We start from the raw sequence: 23,068 nt of genomic DNA, 5'->3' as shown, positions 1-23,068 counted from the left end.
GTGGCGTCATGCCCAAGACGAAGCGCCGTGCCAGCCCGGCGGAGGCCGTATCTTGCTATATCATTCAGATCGTGGATTGGGACTGGAGCTACAGTTTCGGTATCAATGATCCTCGCTATGATGACCGGCCCTACAGCGACTACCGCCATCTGGTCGTGCGGGCGAAACTGTTGCTTCCCAGCAAGCTCAAGAGCAAAGCCCAGACGGCGGAACTCACTTTCATGCCGGATGTTCAGCACCACCCGCCTATAAAGGAGCATGACCAAAGGCCGCTCGGCGTTGGCTATATCGACCTGCGTGACGTGGGCATAATCGGGGGCTTTTCCATGGCCGCCGACGCATTGGGCCCCGTCATGCAGATGCTGGTCGCAGGACGCTTCAAGTACATTGTTCTTGATGGGGAGCCGTTGCGATACCGGAAAGCGCGTATTCGCCATTTTCGGTTTGAGACGCGGATCGAGCTGGATGAGTATCCAGACGAGTGATCTTTTGGGCGCGCCCGGCTGCGCCGGTCAGGCTCTACGCCACCGCGCCTACGCGGATGGCGCGGAGCCACGAGGTCTCCGCCCTGCGGGTAACGATCCTTCGCGCAAATATCGGCGAACGTCTCGGCCTGATCACTTGTAGCGACGTTCCCCCTGAACTTCGCGGTCACATTTCTCGCAGATCAAGCGGGTATTGACGGCCGTATATCCTTGCGACGCTTCGATACGGTCCAGAACTACATATTTCTCCGGAAGTGGCTCGCGACAACGGGCACATCGGCCCTCCTGGTCCACGCGCTTCTGGACCTTCAGCCTGCGGCGGACCATCGGCGGGCTGCGCTCGTCATAAATCAATTCCTTCGCGATCTTGCGACGGTACGCAAACAGCAATTCGCTGTCCTCACCTGCGAGCGCGACAAGCTGTTCTCGGATCTCAACGAGCAGCGCTCGGGCGCGCTCCAGTTCTGCGGGCTTTAGCGTCCGGTTCGGCATCAAAGTGGATCGTCAACAAGAGGCGATGGATTCGTAGTGATCACATTAGGGGCCTGCGGCCCCCAGGCCGTCAAGGCCAAGCCCCCACGGAGAGCGTGGGGGCGGAAAGCGGCGGGCCGTGTAGTCGGCTCGCTTCGCGCACCTCCGGCCCGCACCAGCTCCCGCTCGCTTTCCGGCCTGTGACGGCCAACCCCCGCTCATTGGCGCTGGCCTAGTTCCGGTTGCATGCGCAACCGGCAAAGAGGACGGCAGCAATGAAGGCGGATGTTTATCAGAAGATCACGGACCAGATTGTTCAGAAACTCGAGCAAGGCGTCAGGCCATGGCATCAGCCATGGAAAGCAGAACATGCCGAGGGACGCATCTCGCGGCCCCTGCGCGCCAATGGCATCCCATACAACGGCATCAATGTTCTTATGCTGTGGTCGGCGGCCATTGAATGCGGCTACAGCGCGCCCATCTGGATGACCTTCAAGCAGGCGAACGAACTCGGGGCCCACGTGCGCAAGGGCGAAACAGGAACGCTCGTCGTCTATGCCGACAGGATGATCCGCAAGGACACCAACAAGGAGACGGGAGACGAAGCCGAACGCGCGATCCCCTTCATGAAAGGGTACACTGTTTTCAATGTCGGGCAGATCGAAGGGCTTCCCGCGCACTATTACGGCGAAGCACAGAAGCCGGCGGATTCCGTGGCGCGCATCGCGCAAGCCGACGCATTTTTCGCAATGACGGGCGCGAATATCGTCCATGGCGGCAGCCGTGCCTGTTACGTGCCGTCGACCGACAACATCCACATGCCCTGTATCGACTTTTTCGAGGACGCTGTCAGCTACTATGCCACGCTCGCGCATGAATGCACGCATTGGACTCGCCACGAGAAGCGCCTCAACCGCGAGTTTGGCCGCAAGCGCTTCGGCGATGAAGGCTATGCAATGGAAGAACTGGTGGCGGAATTGGGAGCCGCGTTCCTTTCTGCCGATCTCGGCCTGACGCCGGAGGTGAGGGAGGATCACGCTTCCTATATCGCCTCCTGGATCAAGGTGCTGAAGAACGACAAACGCGCGATTTTTACAGCGTCTTCGCACGCGCAGCGCGCGGCAGACTTCCTCCATGGGTTTCACAACAAAAATTCCGCCGCGGCCTAAGCCGCGGCGGTGACTATACCATGCGCGATCTCGCTTTTGGGCGGCCCTATCAACGAGCGTAGCGGGTGGACCGCCCCTGCTCACTGGCTTGCATGCCACGGCTTCCATAAGGGCTCGGGAGGTTTCGTCCCGGACCTGTAATCTGTTGGAGGTCTGGCTTCCGCGCAAAGGGTTCGAGTCCGATACCGATTACCTCAAGGCCCTTCCAGACGAAACAGGCTGCAATCACATCCAGAAACCACGAACTGCCGGACGGTAGGACCAGCCAGACTGCGAAGCCGATCATCAAGCCGCCAACGAAGGCGAGGAATACGGCTCGTCCACTCATGACGGCTAAGCGGACGAAATTGGCGATCCGGGTGATGCCGCTCATGGACGTCCCCAAGGCTATGAACCAACCGGGCCAGACTAGCGGGCGCGGACTAGCATCAAAATCGATCCGATTGGGATTGGCTGGTAAAGTCTAGCAATCAGGTGGGGCAGATTTTCTGAACGGATCGCAGCCGACCGACGAGGCAGTACAAGCACACGCTGCGCCGCCTGATCGCCAATTGCCCGTTGCCAAAAATCCTGAAGGACGACAGGGCGCCAGACAGCTCGAAAACCTGCTCGCGCAGACCTGGCGAAACATCGACAAAATCAAGGGCAATTCGGATTTAAAGAAATATTTACCGCCTTTGAGTATCATCGAACCTCATAAGCACCTAGTCCCGCCGACTTTGCCGGCGGTCATCTACCGTTTTTCAGACGAGCCGTTTTCAAGAAGTTTGTGTGCCGAGAAATCATATGAGCGAAAGTCATTATGCCGGATATTTCATTTTCAGAGGCGGATTACAGGCAAATCGCCACGCAGGCCCTTGAGGCTTTCCGCAGAAATGTCGGCATAGAAACCAATCGACTGGTCCGCGGTCGAGGTCCCGTTACCGGCGCTGAAAGTGTCATTGCTCTCGGTAACCTCAAAGCAAGACAGTCCGAAGTGCCGCACATGATAGATTTCCATGGCAAGATGGGAATCACACCTGGCAACAATGCAGACTTTGCGAAAAAGGTTCTTACGCAAACCGTTGCAGAAGATATTGCGCGGGCACCGAACAGCGTACTTTTCTTGAATCCACAGCATGCCCAGTACAATATTGCTGCGCTGGAAACAGCGACTGACATCGCCAAAAATGCTGGCTCCACAATTCTGGACAATGCACCGAAGATCAAAAGCACACCGCCGCTTCAAGCCGCCAAAACCTCACTGCCACCTGCAAGTGTGTGGGACATGCCGCATGAAACGCCACACCTGCCGCATGCTACGGGCAAACTAGGCAAAATCTTCGGCGTGGTCGGCACAGCTGCGTCTGGCGTTTTGGCGGCCGGTGTTACGCTGGCGAGCGGCGGTTCTGCGGCTCAGGCTGCCGAAGCCGGAGCTAACGCCATGCTTGTTTCACGAGAAGGATTAGCGGTTGCCCAAGGTCATATGGTCGAGGCCGCGATCCGTGGTCTCGAGGAAATTCCTGGTGCCGGTGTCGTGATCGGCGAAGTCGCGCGTCCTGTCGCACAAATGGCAGGTGCCAATGTTGAGAAATCATTTTTGCAGGACGCTCGCTCCCTGGGCCATGAAAACAATGCGCGACAACTAGGCTTGCAGCACGATATCGGTGCGATGAACGACAAATTCTCCATTCTGCGCGAAAATGGCTTTGGCTTGACGGCCGACCGGCAGGAACGGCAGCTTGCCTTCAACATGCGGCAAATCGGCGATCAACTCAGCAGCGGCGTCGGACATGAGGATAAAGTTGCCGGAACTCGGAATCTTGTCGGCAGGACGGCTCAGGGCTTGGCAAACTATCTGGAGTCTCCCGACGGTGCGCACGCACGCGAGTTGGTTAAACAGTCATTGAATGAAGAGCCGAAAGCGTTTGTCGAGGAGCTGCGAAAGACAGCAAGAGATCTGGGGGCAGAGTCAGCACCCACGCCCAGGGCCTCCAGTCCATCTCTCGCCGCTCAACCTCAACTTCCTATGGCGAGCGCATCTTCGAAGAGTTTGCTATCGGCTTCACTGTAGACGTTGCGAGGTGAATAAACTGGCGCACCGTGCGGCCGACGATCTGAACGGTGCGCAGCCAGTTGCCGATGTGGGCAAGAGGAGCGACGGCTGTGAGCACTCCGCCAATTGCGCTAAGGAAAAGAGCTCGCTAACTCAGGACAATCAAGCGGAAGAAATTGGCGATGGGCGTGATGCGGCTCATGGCCGCCTCTTCAAGAAACGAAAATCAGGCTAGCGGACCTGGACGGCTATCGAAATCGGTCTGTTTGGGACTGTTGCGCAATGTCGCGTAGTCCCCTCCGGTCGGATCGCCTTTCTGTAGCTGAGAGGTAGAGAAATTGCGACGAGATCGACTAACCTTGGAGTTCGCCGATAAGGCTGAGCATCTTGATCAGCGTCTGTTTGGAATCGCCAAGCTTCTTTGCCAAAATCAAATCGCTCCTGCCCGACATGCGCAATACCGACTCCAGAACCTCGTCGGAGATGCGAACAAGATCAACGAGGTGTCGACCCGTTGGCCCATTCTTGGCCGAGAACCAGTTCTTCACGGCGCGCTCGTTGGCCTTTGTCAGGGCGACGACCGTCTTGATGGCAGCGTGGGTCTCACCAAACTCCTTGTGAAGAGCCTCTGCAATCTCTAGCGCAAACTCGGAGCTTCCGAGGTCTGCCGTCCCGTCAGGATGAGAGTTTCCTGAAACGGACTGAATCTTTCGGTCCTTTTTCGGAAGCGACATTCCAGCTCTCCCTTGGGTACGCTGAGCTATCCGCGAGGCTCGACCCGAATTCAGGTTGATCGATGACCGAGTAGCTTTCCGTGCGACGTCCCAAACAAGCAAATGCCGAGGACGCAACCAGAGACCCGGCACGGGCTGCGCAATATGTGCGCATGTCCACGGACCATCAAAAATATTCGACGGAGAACCAGAAGGATGCGATCGCAGCCTACGCTGCCCGGCACGGCCTCACGATCGTTCGCACCTATGCCGATGAAGGCCGCAGCGGCTTGCGGATCGAAGGACGGGATGCCCTCAAGCAACTGATCGACGATGTCCGAAACCGCCGCACTGACTTTAGCGTCGTGCTAGTCTATGACGTGAGCCGCTGGGGCCGCTTCCCCGATGCCGACGAGAGCGCCTACTACGAATACACCTGCAAGGAAGCGGGCATTCGGGTCCAGTATTGCGCCGAGCAGTTCGAAAACGACGGCAGCCTGTCCTCTACAATAATAAAGAGCATGAAGCGGGCGATGGCCGGCGAGTACAGCCGGGAACTCTCAGCGAAGGTCTTCGCCGGGCAGTGCCGGCTGATCGGTCTTGGTTTCCGGCAGGGCGGTACTCCCGGATATGGTCTCAGGCGGCAACTGATCGACGAACATCGGACGCCCAAGGCCGATCTTGGCCGTGGCGAGTACAAGAGCCTGCAAACCGATCGGGTCATCCTAAAGCCGGGACCGCCGCAGGAGGTCGAGCTGGTGCGGCGCATCTATAGATGCTTCGTCCTCCAGCTCAAATCGGAGGCCGAAATTGCTGCCATGCTCAATCTTGAAGGAATTCCGAACGAGTTTGGCCGGCCCTGGACCCGCGGGACAATCCACCAGATCCTTACCAACGAAAAGTATGTCGGTAACAACGTCTACAACCGGGTTTCCTTCAAGCTGAAACAGGCGCGCGTGATCAATCCGCCGGATATGTGGATACGCGCCGATCATGTGTTCGACGCTGTAATCGACAGCGACTTCTTCCTTGCCGCCAGGCGCATCATCGAGGAGCGCAGCAAGAGGCTGACGGACGACGAAATGCTGGAACGACTCACAACGCTTCTGAAGCAGAAAGGGCACCTTTCCGGTCTTGTTATCGACGAGATGGACGAGATGCCTTCAAGCTCCGTCTACAGAACCCGGTTTGGCAGCCTCATCCGGGCTTACCAGCTCGTTGGATACGATCCCGGGCGCGACTACCAGTATATTGAAACCAACCGTGCCCTCCGAACAATGTTTCCGGATGTGCTTGAGAAGGCGATGGCGGGAATACGCGAGGTGGGCGGGACCGTCGAGTTCGATGAGCTAACGGACATTCTGACGATCAATGGCGAATTTACGGCCTCGATCATAATTGCCCGATGCTTGCACACGCCGGCCGGTTTTCTGCGTTGGAAGCTCAGGCTGGATACCGGCCTGCGCCCGGACATCACCATCGCGATCCGCATGGACGGAGAGAACAAAGAGATACTCGACTACTACCTCCTGCCTAGCATCGATATGTCAGCCGACCGGCTCAGGCTTGCGGAGGAGAATGGTATCTACCTGGACGCTTATCGCTTCGATGATCTCGATGCGCTTTTTGGACTAAGCGCGCGCAACGAACTGGGAGTTGCCGCATGAGCGACGCAACGGCTCCGGAAATCATCAAAATTCCCGTAACGGATATCAGGGTTCTCAATCCTCGATCGCGCAACAAGCGGATCTTCAGCGAGCTTGTAACAAGCATTGCCCATCTTGGCCTCAAGAAGCCAATCACGGTTAGCCGCCGCAATGGTCACGGATTTGACCTCGTCTGTGGCCAAGGACGGCTGGAAGCCTTTATAGCGCTTGGTCAAACGGAAATACCGGCGATTGTCATCGAAGCCTCCGAAGAGGATTGCTTCGTGATGAGTCTCGTCGAAAACCTCGCGCGGCGGCACCATTCTCCACTGGAGCTTGTCTCCGAGATCGGCAATCTCAAGAAGCGAGGCTATTCGATTGGGCAGATTGCGGCCAAGATCGACTTCAGCACCGAGTATGTCTATGCAATCTGCTCCCTCCTGGAGAACGGAGAGCAACGGCTATTGGCGGCGGTAGAGAGGGGGATCATTCCTCACACAATTGCCATGGAAATTGCAAAAGCCAAGGACGGCGATGTTCAGAAGGCGCTTGCGGAAGCCTATGAAGCGAATGCGATTCCCGGCAATCAGGTCCTCGCGATCCGCAAAATCATTGAACAACGTAACCTGCTTGGCAAGGCAAAGACTCCAACTGGGCCGCGGCAACAGGCCAAGCGCGTAACATCCGGCGCCCTCGTGCGCGCTTACAAGAAAGAGGCTGATCGGCAGAAACTACTCGTGAAGAAGGCTGGCCTCGCCCAAGGCCGCCTGCTCTTTGCCGTCAACGCCTTGCGAATGCTGATGGCAGAGGCCTCGTTCGTCAAATTGCTCCAGGCGGAGGAATTGCATACGCTCCCGAGGCCAGTTGCCGAGCGGCTCCACGGAGCGGGAGGACAGCCATGAGCATGGCTGATGTCCGCATAGCCTTTGAGCAAAACATCATTGTCATCCCGTTTGATTCAATCCTGCCGCTCAAGCAGATATCAGACGAGACAAAAAGGCTTGTCCGGTACAAGCGCGTGGCGCAGTCGATTGCCGAAGTCGGATTGATCGAGCCGCTGGTCCTGTCGAAGAACCCTGACGAGAATGGGAAATATCTCCTGCTCGATGGCCATTGGCGTCGTGCGGCGCTACTGGATCGTGGCGAAACAAGCGCCCGCTGCATTCTGGCGCATGATGATGAAACCTTCACCTATAACAAACGTATCAATCACCTCGCGACGATCCAGGAATACTTCATGATCGTGCGGGCACTTGCGCGGGGCGTTTCGGAGGAAAAGCTGGCAAAAGCGCTCGACGTCAATATCGGCCACATCAAGCGCCGCCGGGCCATGCTGGACGGCATAAGCCCGGAAGTCATCGAGATGCTGAAGGACAAGATGGTCAGCACGGTCACATTCGATGTCATGCGGAAAATGAGTTCGATGCGACAGATCGAAGTCGCGGAATTGATGTTGTCGGCGTCGAACTTCACCGTCGGCTATGCGCGGGCGCTTCTCGCCGCAACGAAGCAGGCTGACCTGGCGAAGCCCGAGAGAGCAAAACGGATCGACGGCATGACGCCGGAGCAACTGGCACGCATGGAACGCGAGATGAGCACGCTTCAGCAGGACTTCAAGGCTGTCGAGGCCTCCTATGGCGAGGACGTCCTGCATCTGGTGATTGCCTCCGGTTACATATCGAAGTTGATCGCCAACCGGAAGGTCGAGCGCTATCTCGATCAGAACCACCCCGAGATCCTTGAGGAGTTCAAGGCGATCGTTTCAGTGACCTCCCTCGATCATCCCGTGCCGGAATCCACGGCGCGGTGATCGCGGCGTAGGTGATCAAAGCGCTGAAATCGATTCGTAGAGCATTCGGGACGTGCACGAATTATCACGCTCCCATGGGCATTAATACAACTTCATTGACCCGCCCAACCGCCGTGGCAGTGTCGAGGTGAGGGCAGAGAAAGCCTGCCTTCGGGGTGTCAGAACCTCTTGATAGCCGGTGTTTGCGTTGCCGATGAAACGCTGCCTTTCGACCCTATGGGCCGGGAGGCGGCGGCGAGAATATTGCGCAGGCAATGTCCTTGGATGTCCAAGCCTCACGGCCAAAGGCCGTCGCAATCGTGCTATCACGATGTCTGAACTCCCGTGCTCGCCAGTGGAAGGTTCTCTTCCCGGTGTCTTTCCGAGCTTTCCGGAAGGGAGTTCTTGTGAAGCGTTGCATTTGTGTCCTCTCTTTTGTCCTCGGCTTGTTCGCGCATGGCGCGGCGGCGGCCAATCAGCCGAAGGCCACACAGCCCCCAACTAATCCAATCGGCGGCATGGTGTTTTCGGGAGCCAACCATTGCTGCGTCGGCATCGGCACAGCATCTCCCGCGGCCAATCTCGATGTCTATCAGGGCGAACTCAAGGTTGGATCGTCGGGGGTAGGTTGCGCCGGCACCAACGCGGGATCGCTACGCTACACCGACAAGCATCTGCAACTTTGCGATGGAACGAACTGGCGAAATGTCAGCCTCGATAAAGCCGAATGAAATGTAGTCGGCGCCAATTATTCGCAATCGCGGTTGCTCTGGCTACCCTGCTCAGTCCCGCGCAGCTTCTGGCCCAGTTGGCCACACCGCCAGGATTCTCCGTCGGGACGTCAGGCCAAGCTTGCAGCGGATCAAGTGTTCAGTATGGCTGGCCCGACGCGAACGGACAAATCCTTAAATGCTCCTCGAACGTATGGAGCGTCGTTTCGCAAACTGCTGCGGCGGGCGGAAGCAACACACAGGTGCAGTACAACAGTGGCGGCGGCCTAGCCGGCGACAGCGGGCTGACTTACGTCAATCCCAATCTGACCATTGGTTACGGCAGCCTCTATATCGGTACGTCGCAGGCGACCAGCGGGACGCTTTATATCGGCGGTATGAACGGCGTCAGTTATCCTTCGTCAGATACAACCAGAGGCGCTTCCATCGCCATAGGCCCAAGCGCGCTCGCCAATCAACCCGCAAGCGCCGCTTACAGCAACATCGCCATCGGTTCACAGGCCCTTAGCAGCGCAAGCATGACAACAGCCGCCGTTGGTAATGCCGCATTGGGTTTTCAAGCTCTCGCTAACGTAACATCGGGCAATTACAATACGGGCGTCGGCTATCAGGCCGGTATGGGGATTACTACCGGAGCATCCAGTGTTGCCATCGGCGATTTTGCTGCTTTAACAGGTACGGGTGGCACCATTACGGCTGTGGGTGGAGGCGCGGGTTCCTCCAACATGGGGCAGAATACGGTAGCCGTTGGTTTTCGCGCAGGTAAAATAAACATGGGCGCGAATAGTGTCGCTGTTGGTTATCAATCGCTTTACAATCTATCCATGACGTCTTCGGCGGCGAACGAGACGGCGCTCGGTTATCAATCGGGTTTGTCGATTACGACCGGGGCGAACAACACGATCCTTGGCTATAACGTCGCAAGCGCGACCCTTAACACCGGCAGCAACAATATCCTGATCGGCACTGACAACCAGGTCGATACGCCCGCCCAAGGCACCAACAACTTCCTCAACATCGGTAACCTGATCTACGGCACCAGCATCGGTACCGCCGCCAGTCCGGGAAAGGTCGGCATCGGCGCGACAGCGCCGACGGCGCTTCTTGATATTCCAGGCGCCTGGTCAGGGGGAAATACTATCGGTCAACTGGTGCTTGGGAGTACAAATAATGCTGGATGTCTGACTCTTCGTCGTGGGAGCGATGGGAGCCCACAGGGGGAGTTATGTTACGCATCACCAACTGATAGCGGTGAACTCCGACTTACATCGAACGGAGGGGCTGGACTTCTTACGTTTTACGCAGGCGGCACAGAGCACATGCGCCTGACTACCGCCGGCAATGTCGGCATCGGGACGACGGCGCCGCTGTTTCCCCTCAGCATTGGTAACGGCGCGGCGAATGACGGTGGAATTTACGCGCAGGGTTACAGCTCGGTCGGCACGAGCGGTGTTGCTCTCGGCACCGTTGGTGCGGGCACGCGCATGATCTGGTACCCGAAAAAGGCCGCGTTTCAGGTTGGTGGTGTTGATTCAGTCAACCCGAATGACACGTCGAGTGCTTGGCGCGACGATACGAATATCGGAAATTACTCTGTCGCTTTGGGACAGGGTTGCAAGGCTTCCGGATCGAACTCGTTCTGCGTGGGGCAATATGCAACAGCCTCCGGCACACAAGCATTTGCCATGGGAGGCTCCTTCGCCACAGCAAGCAGTACCGAAGCGACTGCGATGGGGCATGCCGCGAATGCTGCTGCTAGTAATGCTTTTGCGATCGGTTACACTCCATCGGCCTTCGGAACTCAGGCCATTTCGTTTTCGACCGGTGGTTCTCAAGCCAGCGGCAAAGCCAGCATGGCACTTGGCTATCAGGCGCACACCGGCAGCAGCTATGGCGGCAGCGGCGGCGACTATTCGATGGCCGTCGGCCTTGGCAGTACAGCCGCCACCATGCCTTATGTCTCCGGCACCTATTCGCTCGGTATCTTCATGGGTGATCAAGGCGGCGCGGCTGTGACAGCCGACAAAGTGATGGCCATTCTGGGTGGCAATGTCGGCATCGGGACGACCAATCCGCAGGCGCTGCTGGATGTGTATTCAACCAGCAACGGCATTTTGCCGCCGCGCATGACGACGGCGCAGCGCAACGCCATCAGCTCCCCCGCCACGGGCCTGGCCATCTACAACACCGACTATGACGAACTCGAAACCTACAACAGCGTGACCTATGGCTGGGAAGCGGTCGGCGCAGGCGCGCTGGATGCCGCCGGTTCGAATGGTCAGGTGCAGTGGAACAACTCCGGCATTCTCGGCGCCAGCAGTAACCTCTATTGGGATAATACGAATATAAGGCTGGGCATCGGCACTTCAACAATAAACAACGCGCTCAGCTTCGGCGGCGATGCCGGAAGAACAATAGCCGTTGAAGCCGCAAGCTCTGGCGCCGGTAACGGCCTAACCATCCGCGCGGGTAATGCGCAGTCCGGCTCGACCAACCAGAATGGCGGCAACCTGACCCTGATTGGCGGCATCGGCACCGGCAACGGCAGTAGCGGCGGCCAGATTATTTTCCAGACCACGACCAACGGCGCTTCCGGCACCACTTATGAATCGTGGAGCACCCGCATGAGCATTTCGGGCAATAACGGTGGTGTGCAGATCAATTCGACTTTCACACCGCCGACCGACATTTTCACCGTCGGCGGCAATATCAGCCTTTTCAGTAACCCCAGCAGCGGCGGCATCGGTGGTCTGAATTTCAGAGGCTTGAATGCATCGGGAAACCAGATTGTGTTCGCCAGCACAGCGGGCGGTATTACGTCAAAAGTAGCGGGCGCCGAAAACGGCTATATGAATTTCGCCGTTTATGAGGCAGGTACCAACACCACCACGATGCAGATCAATGATGTTGGGGGTGTCGCAATCGGCAACAGCTATATAGCCGCGCTGGGCACTTCCTCCGCGCCCAGCAACGGTCTCATCGTTCAGGGCAATGTCGGCATCGGGACGACAAGTCCTGCTGCGCTACTCGAGGTCAACGGGGCTGCCCTGATTGATACCGGTGCAGTGATCGGTACTGGCGCGAGCTCACCCTATCTGCAACTGAAAGGAGCGACAGCATATAAGACCATCAAAGACGATGCGGGCACACTTGATATCTGGAATGGTCCGCAATCTCAGGCGCTCATGTCCATACAAGAAGGCGGCAATGTCGGCATCGGGACGACGGCACCGAGTGCTGCTCTCGACGTTGTGGGAACGATATTGGCGCGTGATAACACGACCGGAACCAATAACCAGGTTTACATCAACGCTGGAAACTCAACCACGGCCGGAAGCGCCTCCGTCAACAGACTCCGTTTTGGAGGCAGCGAAAGCCCAAATGCCTATTTCACAATTCAGGGCGTCGGGAATATCGATGCACTCACCATCAACGGTACCAGCGGCATCTACAATGTCGGTATCGGAACCAACGTGCCGCTTAACAAGCTCGATGTCTCGGGCGGTTCGGTGATCGGCGCGGGCTATATCGGCACCACCACCGCGCCCAGCAACGGTCTTATCGTGCAGGGTAATGTGGGAATTGGAGCCACATCGCCATCCTATCCGTTGTCTGTGACATCGGCTTCAGCAACTCAGGCTGCATTTGTAAGTACGGGCACTAACAGTGCCATGATCGTTGTCGATGATTTTGGCGGCGGCAATCAGTCTTCCCTGAAACTCCGGGATGCAGGCTCTGATATCTACCAGATCGGCAAACAGGGCGATAACAGCTTCTTCATTTGGGACCAGGCGCACACGCGTGATTCCCTGCGCATCAATACGTCAGGCAATCTTTTGTTGGTGCCTGTCGGCGGCAATGTCGGCATCGGGACGACTTTGCCGCAAGCAACACTCGATGTGCATGGGTCGATGTTTGTTGAATCTGTGAACGCGGGCTCAGCGACGTCCATCGACTGGTCGCAGAGCACGACGCAATACACGACGGCAAGCTGCGGCTCGTTCACCTTCACAAACATGCAGGATGGCGGCACCTATCAATTGTTCGTCGAGGGGACGACCTCGGGAACATGTTCGTTCAGCCAGAGCGGGATGACCTTCAAAATGCCAAGCAATCATGGTGCGACGACCGCAGGCACCATGACGGTCTATTCCTTCACGCGCGCGGGTACCAACGTCTTCGTCGCATGGATACCCGCATACTGAGGCTCATTCTAGCGATCGTATTGCTGGTCTTGCCAGCTACGGCTGCTCATGCCGACAAGGTCTCGTTGCCGCACTGGCAGTCAACGCAGTGGTACCACAACGGATCGACGCTGGATCTCGATTTCTATAATAATCGCTACTACCTGAACGGCACCAGCTATTCGTTCCTAAACGATTTCCTGAACGGCGCGGGCACCTTTACCCGCAGCGACAGCAGCACCAACGCCACCTATTTCGACAACACCGGCACCCTGCAAACGGCTGCCAGCGGCGCGGTGCGGCCGAATTACACCTATAACGGATCGTCATGGGTCTATAGCGGCGATCTGCTAGAGGAAAGCCGCACGAACTATGCGTTGAACTCAGGAGATCCCAGCCAAAGCAGCTGGTCTGCACCACAGGGCAGTGTCGTCACGTCTAGCCCTGCTACCGCACCCGATGGCGTTTCACCGGCTTACGAGTATGTCCCGAACACCACGAACACGCTCCACTATATTGGCCAGGATGTCTCGTCGCGCACGCAGCTGTTGAGCACCTACTATACGTGTTCCGTCTATTACAAGCCGGCGGGATACAATCTCGCACAGCTTGAGCTGTATGGCATGTCGTACGTCACTTCCACCACCACCGTTCAGTTTGCCAATGGATGGTACAGGGCCATCATTACCGGCCAGTCTCCTGCAAGCGCGACGGGCGGCGTGCCGCGCTGCATACTTTACCCAAATGTTTATGGTGGCTTCGCTGGCGATGGAACGTCGGGCATCTATGTCTGGGGTATGCAGATGGAGGTTGGCGCGTTCCCGACCTCTTACATTCCAACATCCGGCAGCATCTCGACGCGCGCGGCGGAAAGCTTCTCCGTCTTTTCGCGTTCGGGCAGCGGTTCTGCAACATACTTTGATTCAACTGGCATCTTGCAAGTTGCCAACGCCAATGCGCCGCGTCGCGATTACGATCGAACGACCCACGTTTCTAAAGGCCTGCTGATCGAGGAAAGCCGGACGAACAGCATCCGCAACAATACAATGGTCGGTGCCGCTGTCTCCAACACGACCGAACTTACGACCACCGGCACTTTCAGCGGCTGCTCGGGTTCAACTTGTACCGGCTGGACCACAACGATCAATGGCGGCGCCGGTTCGGTCAGCTTTGCATCCAATACGGCAACGCTCACCGGCGACGGTACGAATGCGGCGTCAATCTATCAGGCTATCCCAACCGTATCGGGGTACACATACACACTTGCCGTGACTGCTGCCCAGGCTGTAACGGTGCAAATGGGAACATCTGCGGGCGGAACGAACCTCGGTGCCGCCACCAGCACCACGGGTATATCTCCCGCCTATTTCCAGTTTACGGCAACAACGACGACGTCATACATACAAATCAACAATACCAATGCCACGCCGGCCAATGTAACCGTGGTTTCCGTGCAAAGCGCCGGCGCATTTCCAACTAATTGGGCTGTAGGAACAAACAACGGAAGTTGGGACAATGTTATAAAAAAAGTGTCTGCGATCGGCTTTGTGAACGGCATGGATTATATTGACCTAAATTTCTCCGGAACATCATCATCGGCGAGCCAAAATTTCTCTATTAAACCAGAAAATCTAAATGTGGTTTCGGCATCAAACAGCCAGGCCTGGACCTATAGCGCCTATGTAGCCCTCGTCGGCGGCAGCCTCGCCAATGTAACAAGTGAGGCTTTGGGCATCGACCAGTATGACTCGACGCCAGCCTATCTGAGTGGCTTGACAACTAGCTTCACTCCAACATCCACACTTACCCGCTATACATCGACCCAAACAACCAATAACGCATCGATCGCCTATGTACGACCCGTGATGTATTTCGGTTTCGGGAATGGTGCTGTCATCAACGCTACCATTCGGGTTGTCATGCCGCAGCTTGAGCAAGGTGCATTCCAAACTTCCATTATTCCCACCACGACAGCCGCAGTCACACGCAGCAGAGACAGTTTCGCCATCCCGACCGGAGCATGGTGGAACGCAACAACCGGAACATTCCTGTCGTGGAGTTACGGGCAGCAGAATTCTCATGACACCAACTACGGTCGTGTCATCGGTGGTGACTACCCAAAGGCATTTGCGGGCTTTGGTGGCAATCTTACCAGTGCAAACCCATGGAATGGCTCTTCGCAGTATACGCTTGCCGGCACTGTCACGGCTTCATTAACGACACCGGTCAAGATGGCCTTCGCATGGGATCAGAACGCGACGACGGCGACCGCCGCGATGAGTAGCGCACAGTACAATTCAACCGCTTGGAATGGTGCTCACAGCGTTTCGTCATCTACCTACAGCGGGGACTGGACGACCAACTACCTTTATCTGGGGTCAGGCGGCATCAGCGGACAGAATGTTGGTGGCTACGATCCACTAAATGCGGGCCTCTTGCGCGTTACGTTCTTTCCAATCCGCATGCCGGACGCCGCAATGGCAGATTTCACGCGGTGACCGAGACTTTAGGGATCAGGTGGTCTAACCTTGGCGAGCTTATCGCGTGCGCGCAAGGAACCGACAAATGAGCGACTACATTTATGACGAGAACGGGAAGCAACTCGCCTGGATCGAGAACGGCGATATTTTCGTTGCTGCTGAGGGAAAGCGAAAGATCGCGACCGTCCGCAACGGTCGGCTCTACTCGTTGCAGGGGGAGCCTCTGGACCTCTTCCTGAAAGGCACGGGCGTCATTGGCCTGGACGGCAATGCTGAAACCCCTGTCGAATTCAGGAAACTTTGCGGAATCGAGTAAGCATCTTCAACGGATGGTCACTAGGCGGGTTGCGCGGCTCGCGCGCGAAACATGCTTCAAGAACGGTGCAGGTCAAAGGCGGCCCACCCAGCCACCATTCTTCCATTTCAGTTCGATGTCGTCGGCGACGCACTGCGGCGGCGGAGCTTGGCTCTCGTCAAAGTAATGCCTGAAATCCACATGAACCCGCATGTTGTTCGGGCGATAGGCGGCCATGCGGTCGTAGAGCAGGACCGATGCCGCTTCGAAGCGCCGGTAAACCGATTTGTGCATCGGCGATTTGGATATGCCAGTCTCGGGATCGACAGGAATGGGGCGCACGCCCGCCTTCAGAAATCCGCCCGCCTGCTCGTTATGCTGCGGCCCGGCTGGGTCAGGCGAGAGTCGCAGCACGCTGCCGTCGTGCTTAAGCCCGTCCGGAATGAGCGAAGAGCCGGCCAGCATCCAGTTGAGCGCAACGTCCGACAGGCGCGCTTCATTCTCCAGATAGCCGCCACCAACATCAGCGTGCACACCGGGAAACCAGACCTGTTCAAAGAATATATTGCCGAGCGCATCGCGCGTTGATGTGCGTGACTCGTCCAGTGGGGCCCAGCCAACCCGCGCAAAGTCCGCGCGGTTCTCGTCGATGGATATCGCATGCTTGGCGTAGGGAACGTTTGGGTTAAGCGTCGTGTCGTAGAATTTATGTTTCGGCGGCGCGAAGTGCAGCGTGGCGAGGCGCTTGAAGAAGCCATAGCCCGGCAAGGGTGGTGCGACCTTTAGATAGTTCTTCAATGTGAGGAGAACTGCGGCCGCAACGCCGAAGCAGCTGAGATCACGCGTCAGGCGCCCAGCCCAGGGATAGGTCGGCTCGAGGCAACCGCCGATATAGTGCAGGCCGACCAGCAACGCGACGCCGACGCCCGCCAGGACCCAGCCGAGATATTTGTGGCCAAGCGCTGCGACGGTGTCGAAGACGCCGATGAAGTAGGGAACGACGTTGGCCTGCTCGATATTGCCGACGGTCTGCGAGCTCCCGTGCTGCCGTCGAAACTCGGCAGCGATTGCGGCGCGGGTCTCCATCAGAAATTTCCAGTAGCCATGAGCATCCTTGCGGCTATAGGACGGGCAGAACTGATAGACGTCTTTGACGGCATGCTCCGCGAGTTCTTGTATGCTCTTCGGATCGCGGCGCAACGCGGACCCGTCAGGAAGATGTCGCGGGATGCCGCATTGCGACAGAACGCCCGCGACCGATCGTACTGTATAGGCGCCCCGGCTGAAGCCGATCAGAAAAACGCGGTCGCCTTCCTCGTAAAGGCTGATGATCGCCGCATAGCAATCGACGATGTTGCGCGTGATCCCGAGACCCGTCGCCATGCTGGCAAGGTTGTAGAGCCAGCGCATCCAGCCAATCTTGAAGTGGCCGCCGTCCGATGCCGAGCCAAGGCCGGGATCATAGAAGGCAACCTGCTGGGATGGCTCGATCTTGGTGTCGGGGCCCACGCGGCAGGCGCGGTAGAGCTTGTAGACGTTGGTCCTGGCTTCATCGAAATTGATGCCGCCGGCCTGGCCAGTGCCGTCGGAAAAAATCACAATATTCTTCGGCATCGCACACTGATCCCCCAAAGTGCGCCAGATGCAGACCTTTATCACAGATTGTAGGCGCTGAAGTATGTGACTTCGGCGTTCGCAAACCGCCGCGCCTCTGGTCCTTCTTGACCCGGCGTCGTCTACATCCGGTCGAGGCGGTTTCGACGCCGTGCTCTTGTTGCTCCTCCCAACGTTTAACTTGATTGTTTGTTCCTGTTTTGTTCTCATGGCCACCTTTCCAGTTCTGAGAGGCGGGACATGCCGGACATTGACTTCATCCGGGGTGAAATCGAGCGCATGCGCGCGCAGGTCGGGCGGCAGCGCAGGGAGATCCTTCTGCTTCAGCGTGCAGGCATTGCCACGGCCTCCGCTGAAGCCTTGCTCGGGCGGATGCAGGCCAAGATCGAAAACCTTTGTGCCCAGCGCGACGCGCTGAAGAAGCTTCAGCCGGGGCCCGTCAAGGGCAAGGTGCTTGGCGGTCGGAGGTGGTGATGGGCGAGCTCAAGTATTTCACCGACAGTACGGATCAACCGCCATTCCTCAAGGCGCTTGCGGAAGTGCGGCGCATCGGCGTCCACGAAGGCTGGTGCTACCACCATGTGCAGGCAATCATCATTGCCATCGATCAGTACGCCGAGGCAGCCACCGGTAATCGCGAGTTCTTCTGGAACAGACCGCAGTCGATTGGTGGAAGGCGCAGGAGCAACGAAACTCCGTAAGTCTGCTTGCGTAGCGAGTCTACGACTGAGCACCGTTTTCTGGATCTCGCCTTGCGGCTGTTCGTGCTCTATTCTACAGGTCTACGTAGAACCTTTTTTAATCGGACGCATTGCGCAATGGCCAGCAAAGACCTTCCCGACGATCCGACATCTGCTGCTCTCGAAGTTGTCTCCAGCTCACCGGGTCACCCAGAACGCCCCATCGAACGAGCAAGCGAGGATGCTCTCGGCAGGATGAACTTTGTGCGCCGCCTGACGGACGCGCTCATCGACAAGGGCACCACCAAATCTCGCGGCATCGCAATCGGCATCACGGGGGCCTGGGGCAGCGGCAAGTCATCCGTCCTTAACCTCTTGCGCCAACATATCAAGGAGACTTACCTGCAGGCGCTGGTGGTAAGCTTCGATCCGTGGCTCGTGTCCGGACGGAATGACCTGATATCCGAATTCATCAGCGAGCTGATCCGCACCATCAACGCCGATCCGAAAGCCAGTGAGCGGCTTAAGAAGATCGGTGGCACAATCGCAAAATATGGAGAGCTTATCGCGCCCGCCGCCGCCACCTGGATTCCCCTGCTCGGACCGATCATCAAAGGCGGGAGCGGCCTGATCAAGGAGGCCGTGAAGAGCGATGAAAGTCTCACCGGGCTCAAATCCCGGCTCATGAAAGAGCTGGCGGCGATTGATGTTCCGATCGTCGTGCTGATCGATGAGCTTGACCGCGTTGAAGACGAGGAAATCCGGACCGTCGCTCAACTGGTCCGGTCCGTCGCCGACTTTCCCGGTATTTCCTACGTGCTGGCTTACGATTCCAAGCGTGTCATACAGGCGCTCGGTCGCGGCGCGAATGGCGCAGAGGCCGAGGATCGGGGCCGGGCCTATCTCGAGAAAATCGTCCAGCTTCAGATTCCGCTTCCGGTCATCTTCGCCAACGAACTGGCGCATCTGCTGGCAAGCGAATTGTCCGCTTTGACGAGCCAGCTTCGCCTGCCGAACAACTTTCAAAGCATCGAGCGCTATCAGAAACTGGCAAAGCTACTCACTGAAGAGGTCATCGATACCATCCGGGATATCTCCCGGCTGACGGGAACGTTTCACGCCATCGCCGGCATGCTCCGCGACGAGGTCGATTGGATCGACCTGCTGGGCTTCTGTGCACTGCTCACCAAAGCACCGCAAACCGTCGAGGTTATCCGTGCAAAGCCGGATCAATTCACCGACGAGATCTTCTCGGAAGCCGGCATGATCCGCGCCATGACAAGCGAGAAGCAGTCTCCAGACGAGCGTCTCGAAGGGCTTCTGCCTGCCTCGGAAAACAACGAGAGCATCAAACATCTCATCGGCTTCCTCTTCCCCGCTCTTTCCGGCTCTTCCCGCGGCTCAAGTCGCGATGACACGCGCTTTGATGCGCTCTTTCGGCGCAGGCCGCTCCTGACGACGTTGCGTCTGGGACTGGTGCCAGGCGAATATTCCCGCGCGGAAATCGAGGCGCTGTTTATCAAGAGCCCCGCGGATATCGCGGCCAAGCTTCGCGAAGCCTATCAATCCGATACGCTCACACAATTGATCGATAGGTTCGACGACATCTACTCCGAGCTTCCCAGCATCGATCACGTAAATCTCTGGCAGGGCATCGCCGAGTTCGCCAAGAAGCCGGATTGCGAGTGGATCACATCGTACAGCCCGATGCATGAGGTGGTGCAGAATCTCGCCGAAGTCCTTGAACGTTGTGTTCGACGTAATCCCTCATTTCAGGGTAAGGCCACGACGATCTTCAGCAATTTGCGCAATCAGGGCGAAGACGAATTAACCGCGCTTTGGCTCAGGCGCCAGATCTTCCTGCATGGCCTGTTTGGCCGGGACCGGCGCTCCGAAAATGCTCCCATATTGACCGACCAACAGACTGAAGCCGTGGCCAAGGACATGTCGCATAACTGGCGCACGCAGCATCTCTCGCGCAAGCTCATCCCTTGCCGTTGGGATCTTTCACCCCTTTACACGATGCTCGATACGGGAATCTGGGACGATCCCTGCCGCAAGGTGCTGGATGACGAACTGGCGGATGATCGCGCGCTCGACGCCTTCACGCTGATGCTGTTCGGCGGCAACTACACCAATGGCAGGGAAACAGTCGAACAGATGTGTTCCTATGATCCCTATATGGCCCGCGTTGAGGCGCGTCTCGCCTCCATTGATCTTCACGAGACGGTTCGCGTCGCGATGGAGAAGGCCAAGCGCGGCGGCTGGTAGTCTGATTGCATCAGGCCTTGGGAGCTCGTCTGCGGCGTTTTGCTGGGGGAGGTGCGGTTGGAAGATCGTCACCCCTGAGAAGCAGCCCCTCATCGATTCGGGCCGGCTCCTGGTATTCGGGATTGGTCAGAAGAACGTTAAGGACGAAGCGAAGCAGGTCTGAGGCAATCAAGCGCTCCTTCGCATGGCTTGTGTCGAGTGGTTCGGACGCCTTCTGCGAACGCTTCTTGCGCCGGCCATGGACGATGGCGGACCTTGCTTCGTAGAGACGCTTGACTTTGGTCGCAATCTCACCCGTGGGAAAAGCGGGATCGGCGTGCAGCAAGGCTAGAGCGGCTGCCCGAAGCCGCAGCTTGTAAGACAGCGACTGGTTTTGATCATCGCCAAGAAGCAGCTCGAGGCCGATCGTGCCGTCAAGGATCGCGTCGGCTGCATCGGTTCGCGTGAGGCATCCATTGAGGCGGTTCAAGGCGAGTCTGATGGCCTCGCTTGGGCTGCCGACGACTGCTTGATAGATTCGGCGTACCTCCTTCATATCGTCAGCCGTAACCGTGGCACCCGGTTCGGCCCAGCCATACTTGTCATATTCTTCCGGATAGCGGCGGAGCGTGGTGCCATAGACCGGCGTCAGATCGCAGAAATAGTCGAGCGCCCAGCCGCGCGGGACCCATAGCAGCTGTGCGTAGCCCGTGTTAATGCCGGTCGCAATCCTGAGAGCACCAAAGAAGCTGTCAATGGCATCGAGGACGTTCGATGACGCCTCGTTGAGCGACCTGCTCACTTCATAAATATTCTCGACTTCGAGGCTCCAGCCATTGGAGACGAAGGCGTGTGTCGCGGCCCCCACGACCATCCCCGTCGCGCCGGAGCCCAGCGTGCTCATACGAGCTCTTGCCAACTGGAGCTTCTTTGGCAGGCGGGTAATGTAAGTCGTATTGCTGAGACGGAAATGATCGACATCGAAGTGAGTCATCGTGACCGGGATAACGAGTCGCAGATCGAGCTTTCGCAGGATCGTGCCCAGTACCAACGGTCGAATAACGACTTCACGATGCTTCGCATCGATCGGAGCGTTCAGCCCATGCAGATGCAAATAGCGCTCGACAGCCCCAGCGACCAGGCTGTCGACATGGAAATCTGAAGCCCTGCCGTTGTAGACGAACTGAGCCAGATCGAGCCTCTTGCCGATGTCGTGATCTCGCAGGAAAGCCGCGAGTTCAACGCCTTTTGGCAATTCAGCTTTCGAGGACATCCCAGAGATTGCGCCGAGAAGCCCGCGAGGGCGAACTCTGCCGACATAGTCGCGCGGGCTGTTGTCTTTGTAGAAACCAGCCTCATGGAAATGAGGAAAACCACTGTCCAGCCTCGACATCGACGGATAATCGTGATGTGGCCCGACATATGCTCCCGGCTTTTTGACCTCGGTGATCACCGCCGCATGAAGCTCATCGAAAGCTTGCTCGAACAGATCGAGGTAGCGGTCGAATTCCTTCCACTCCTTCGTCGCTTCCAACTCCTCTGGTTTGGGTGGCTCTGACGTCATCTGGAAGGATTCACCGGTTCGCATTGAAGTTTTCGTTCTCGGAATCGTATACCCCATACAAGGGCACGAGTCTCTTGCGGGCGCGTCCGCCTGCGGACCGGGCTCTATGAGCGGGCTCACCGAGCCATACTGTCTCGGCCCTGCGGGTGACGATCCCTCGCGCAAGACATCAGGTGCTTCTCGCCGGGGGCACTCGCTGAAGCGGCCCGGCGGCAAGCCGCCGTCGCTATCACTGCCGCGTCAGACGGGTGCCGCTGTTAACCGGTCTCGTCGCTACACTCGTCCCGCGTGTCCCCTTCGGGGTCGCTATGCTCACGCGGTCCGGGTGCCATTTCATCAGGGCGATGCGCATCCGCGCACGCCGGTTCAGGCCTGTCGTTGCCTAGCCCAAGCTCGGCTAGCCCTGCCTTAGCAGCAGCTTGTACCCATACTCGGTCATCCATTTGGCGCGGGCGAGGTGACTTTCGTAAGCGCGTCGGGCCCGTATCGGCTCAAGTTCGGCATCGATTTGCAGCACGATTTCAGTCACCCTGCGCCAATCGGCGCCTTCCGCATTCGCATGGAGCATGCGCAGATAGATGAAGATGTGCTTATGGTCATACGGTGTCAGCGCCGCCGGATCAGACGGTGCTGTTTCCGACATGTCGGGATCGAGCGGGATGATCTTTTGCATTCCTGGACCTGAACTCAGCTTGATAGATTCTCGGAGCGAGAACTTCTCCGCCGAATGCCGTCGCGCATAGTCCCGATTTATGCACCACGTGGTGCCGCCGCAGCACCACTCTCCCCGAGGCTTTCGAAATACTTCTATTCCCAAGCGCTGCGCGCCCCTTTCGTTCTCTAAAGCATTGTATCGCCGCTGCCGCGGCAGCAGCTTAGGGGCGCGGCCCCTCAGCGCGGCGCAAGGGCAGGCCTGCGGTTTTGGCTCCCCCACGCTCCGCGCGGTGCCTCCAAAAAAGTTG

Annotated in this window: 20 protein-coding genes; 14 read left to right on the top strand and 6 right to left on the bottom strand. The window is 57.6% G+C overall.

Translation table 11 applies throughout. The features are described from left to right. Positions 1 to 8 precede the first annotated feature (8 nt). Positions 9 to 485, top strand: a complete 477-nt coding sequence (locus ACWAT4_RS37145) for a hypothetical protein (protein WP_449729397.1) — start codon at positions 9 to 11, stop codon at positions 483 to 485. Positions 486 to 617: 132 nt separating this feature from the next. On the opposite strand, the gene ACWAT4_RS37140 is transcribed toward ACWAT4_RS37145, so the two are convergent. Continuing rightward, a complete protein-coding gene (locus ACWAT4_RS37140; protein WP_449729396.1) occupies positions 618 to 977 on the bottom strand; it encodes a hypothetical protein in 360 nt (119 codons plus the stop codon). A 254-nt stretch (positions 978 to 1,231) separates the two neighbouring features. On the opposite strand from ACWAT4_RS37140, the gene ACWAT4_RS37135 reads away from it, so the two are divergent. Then, positions 1,232 to 2,125 (top strand): ArdC family protein, encoded by an 894-nt coding sequence (locus tag ACWAT4_RS37135; protein ID WP_449729395.1) that lies wholly within the window; start codon positions 1,232 to 1,234, stop codon positions 2,123 to 2,125. Positions 2,126 to 2,174: 49 nt separating this feature from the next. On the opposite strand, the gene ACWAT4_RS37130 is transcribed toward ACWAT4_RS37135, so the two are convergent. Beyond that, entirely contained in the window at positions 2,175 to 2,498 is a 324-nt protein-coding gene (locus ACWAT4_RS37130) for a hypothetical protein (protein ID WP_449729394.1), read from the bottom strand. A gap of 429 nt (positions 2,499 to 2,927) precedes the next feature. On the opposite strand from ACWAT4_RS37130, the gene ACWAT4_RS37125 reads away from it, so the two are divergent. Both ACWAT4_RS37125 and ACWAT4_RS37120 read left to right on the top strand, forming a co-directional pair. Then, positions 2,928 to 4,178, top strand: a complete 1,251-nt coding sequence (locus ACWAT4_RS37125; RefSeq protein WP_449729393.1) for a hypothetical protein — start codon at positions 2,928 to 2,930, stop codon at positions 4,176 to 4,178. A gap of 10 nt (positions 4,179 to 4,188) precedes the next feature. Continuing rightward, positions 4,189 to 4,395, top strand: coding sequence for a hypothetical protein (locus tag ACWAT4_RS37120; protein ID WP_449729392.1), 207 nt, complete (start codon positions 4,189 to 4,191; stop codon positions 4,393 to 4,395). Between the two features lie 118 nt (positions 4,396 to 4,513). Here ACWAT4_RS37120 and ACWAT4_RS37115 read toward each other — a convergent pair whose 3' ends face one another. Next, positions 4,514 to 4,894 (bottom strand): hypothetical protein, encoded by a 381-nt coding sequence (locus ACWAT4_RS37115; RefSeq protein WP_449729391.1) that lies wholly within the window; start codon positions 4,892 to 4,894, stop codon positions 4,514 to 4,516. A gap of 152 nt (positions 4,895 to 5,046) precedes the next feature. Here ACWAT4_RS37115 and ACWAT4_RS37110 point away from each other — a divergent pair, with 152 nt between their 5' ends. The 7 genes from ACWAT4_RS37110 (at position 5,047) to ACWAT4_RS37080 (ending at position 16,019) form a co-directional block, all read left to right on the top strand. Further along, positions 5,047 to 6,540, top strand: a complete 1,494-nt coding sequence (locus tag ACWAT4_RS37110; protein WP_449729390.1) for a recombinase family protein — start codon at positions 5,047 to 5,049, stop codon at positions 6,538 to 6,540. Then, positions 6,537 to 7,421 (top strand): plasmid partitioning protein RepB C-terminal domain-containing protein, encoded by an 885-nt coding sequence (locus ACWAT4_RS37105; protein ID WP_449729389.1) that lies wholly within the window; start codon positions 6,537 to 6,539, stop codon positions 7,419 to 7,421. Before ACWAT4_RS37110 ends, ACWAT4_RS37105 begins: the two co-directional genes overlap by 4 nt. Beyond that, positions 7,418 to 8,329, top strand: a complete 912-nt coding sequence (locus ACWAT4_RS37100; protein WP_449729388.1) for a plasmid partitioning protein RepB C-terminal domain-containing protein — start codon at positions 7,418 to 7,420, stop codon at positions 8,327 to 8,329. Before ACWAT4_RS37105 ends, ACWAT4_RS37100 begins: the two co-directional genes overlap by 4 nt. Before the next feature lie 386 nt (positions 8,330 to 8,715). After that, a complete protein-coding gene (locus ACWAT4_RS37095) occupies positions 8,716 to 9,039 on the top strand; it encodes a hypothetical protein (RefSeq protein WP_449729387.1) in 324 nt (107 codons plus the stop codon). Between the two features lie 242 nt (positions 9,040 to 9,281). Next, the gene (locus tag ACWAT4_RS37090; protein ID WP_449729386.1) at positions 9,282 to 13,244 is read left to right on the top strand and encodes a beta strand repeat-containing protein; all 3,963 of its coding nucleotides are present in this window, start codon (positions 9,282 to 9,284) and stop codon (positions 13,242 to 13,244) included. Next, positions 13,226 to 15,721: a phage head spike fiber domain-containing protein gene (locus tag ACWAT4_RS37085; protein ID WP_449729385.1), complete on the top strand. Its 2,496-nt coding sequence runs from the start codon at positions 13,226 to 13,228 to the stop codon at positions 15,719 to 15,721. The genes ACWAT4_RS37090 and ACWAT4_RS37085 overlap by 19 nt, the downstream gene beginning before the upstream one ends. A gap of 67 nt (positions 15,722 to 15,788) precedes the next feature. Beyond that, positions 15,789 to 16,019 carry a hypothetical protein gene (locus ACWAT4_RS37080; RefSeq protein WP_449729384.1) on the top strand — a complete coding sequence of 77 codons (231 nt, stop codon included), beginning with the start codon at positions 15,789 to 15,791 and terminating at the stop codon, positions 16,017 to 16,019. A gap of 72 nt (positions 16,020 to 16,091) precedes the next feature. Here ACWAT4_RS37080 and ACWAT4_RS37075 read toward each other — a convergent pair whose 3' ends face one another. Then, entirely contained in the window at positions 16,092 to 17,612 is a 1,521-nt protein-coding gene (locus ACWAT4_RS37075) for a DUF2235 domain-containing protein (protein WP_449729383.1), read from the bottom strand. A 240-nt stretch (positions 17,613 to 17,852) separates the two neighbouring features. Between ACWAT4_RS37075 and ACWAT4_RS37070 the strand changes: the two genes are divergently transcribed. From ACWAT4_RS37070 to ACWAT4_RS37060, 3 genes are all read left to right on the top strand, one after another. Continuing rightward, positions 17,853 to 18,086, top strand: coding sequence for a hypothetical protein (locus ACWAT4_RS37070; protein WP_449729382.1), 234 nt, complete (start codon positions 17,853 to 17,855; stop codon positions 18,084 to 18,086). Continuing rightward, positions 18,086 to 18,313, top strand: coding sequence for a hypothetical protein (locus ACWAT4_RS37065; RefSeq protein ID WP_449729381.1), 228 nt, complete (start codon positions 18,086 to 18,088; stop codon positions 18,311 to 18,313). The genes ACWAT4_RS37070 and ACWAT4_RS37065 overlap by 1 nt, the downstream gene beginning before the upstream one ends. 117 nt (positions 18,314 to 18,430) lie before the next feature. Continuing rightward, positions 18,431 to 20,563 (top strand): KAP family P-loop NTPase fold protein, encoded by a 2,133-nt coding sequence (locus ACWAT4_RS37060; protein ID WP_449729380.1) that lies wholly within the window; start codon positions 18,431 to 18,433, stop codon positions 20,561 to 20,563. A 10-nt stretch (positions 20,564 to 20,573) separates the two neighbouring features. On the opposite strand, the gene ACWAT4_RS37055 is transcribed toward ACWAT4_RS37060, so the two are convergent. After that, entirely contained in the window at positions 20,574 to 22,130 is a 1,557-nt protein-coding gene (locus ACWAT4_RS37055; RefSeq protein ID WP_449729379.1) for a hypothetical protein, read from the bottom strand. 373 nt (positions 22,131 to 22,503) lie between these two features. Next, positions 22,504 to 22,779: a DUF2285 domain-containing protein gene (locus ACWAT4_RS37050; RefSeq protein WP_449729378.1), complete on the bottom strand. Its 276-nt coding sequence runs from the start codon at positions 22,777 to 22,779 to the stop codon at positions 22,504 to 22,506. Between the last annotated feature and the right edge of the window lie 289 nt (positions 22,780 to 23,068).

The sequence above is a fragment of the Bradyrhizobium sp. T-1 genome (assembly GCF_053592855.1).
Note: the sequence above shows the minus strand (reverse complement) of the source record. Positions and strands in the feature narration are given on the sequence as shown.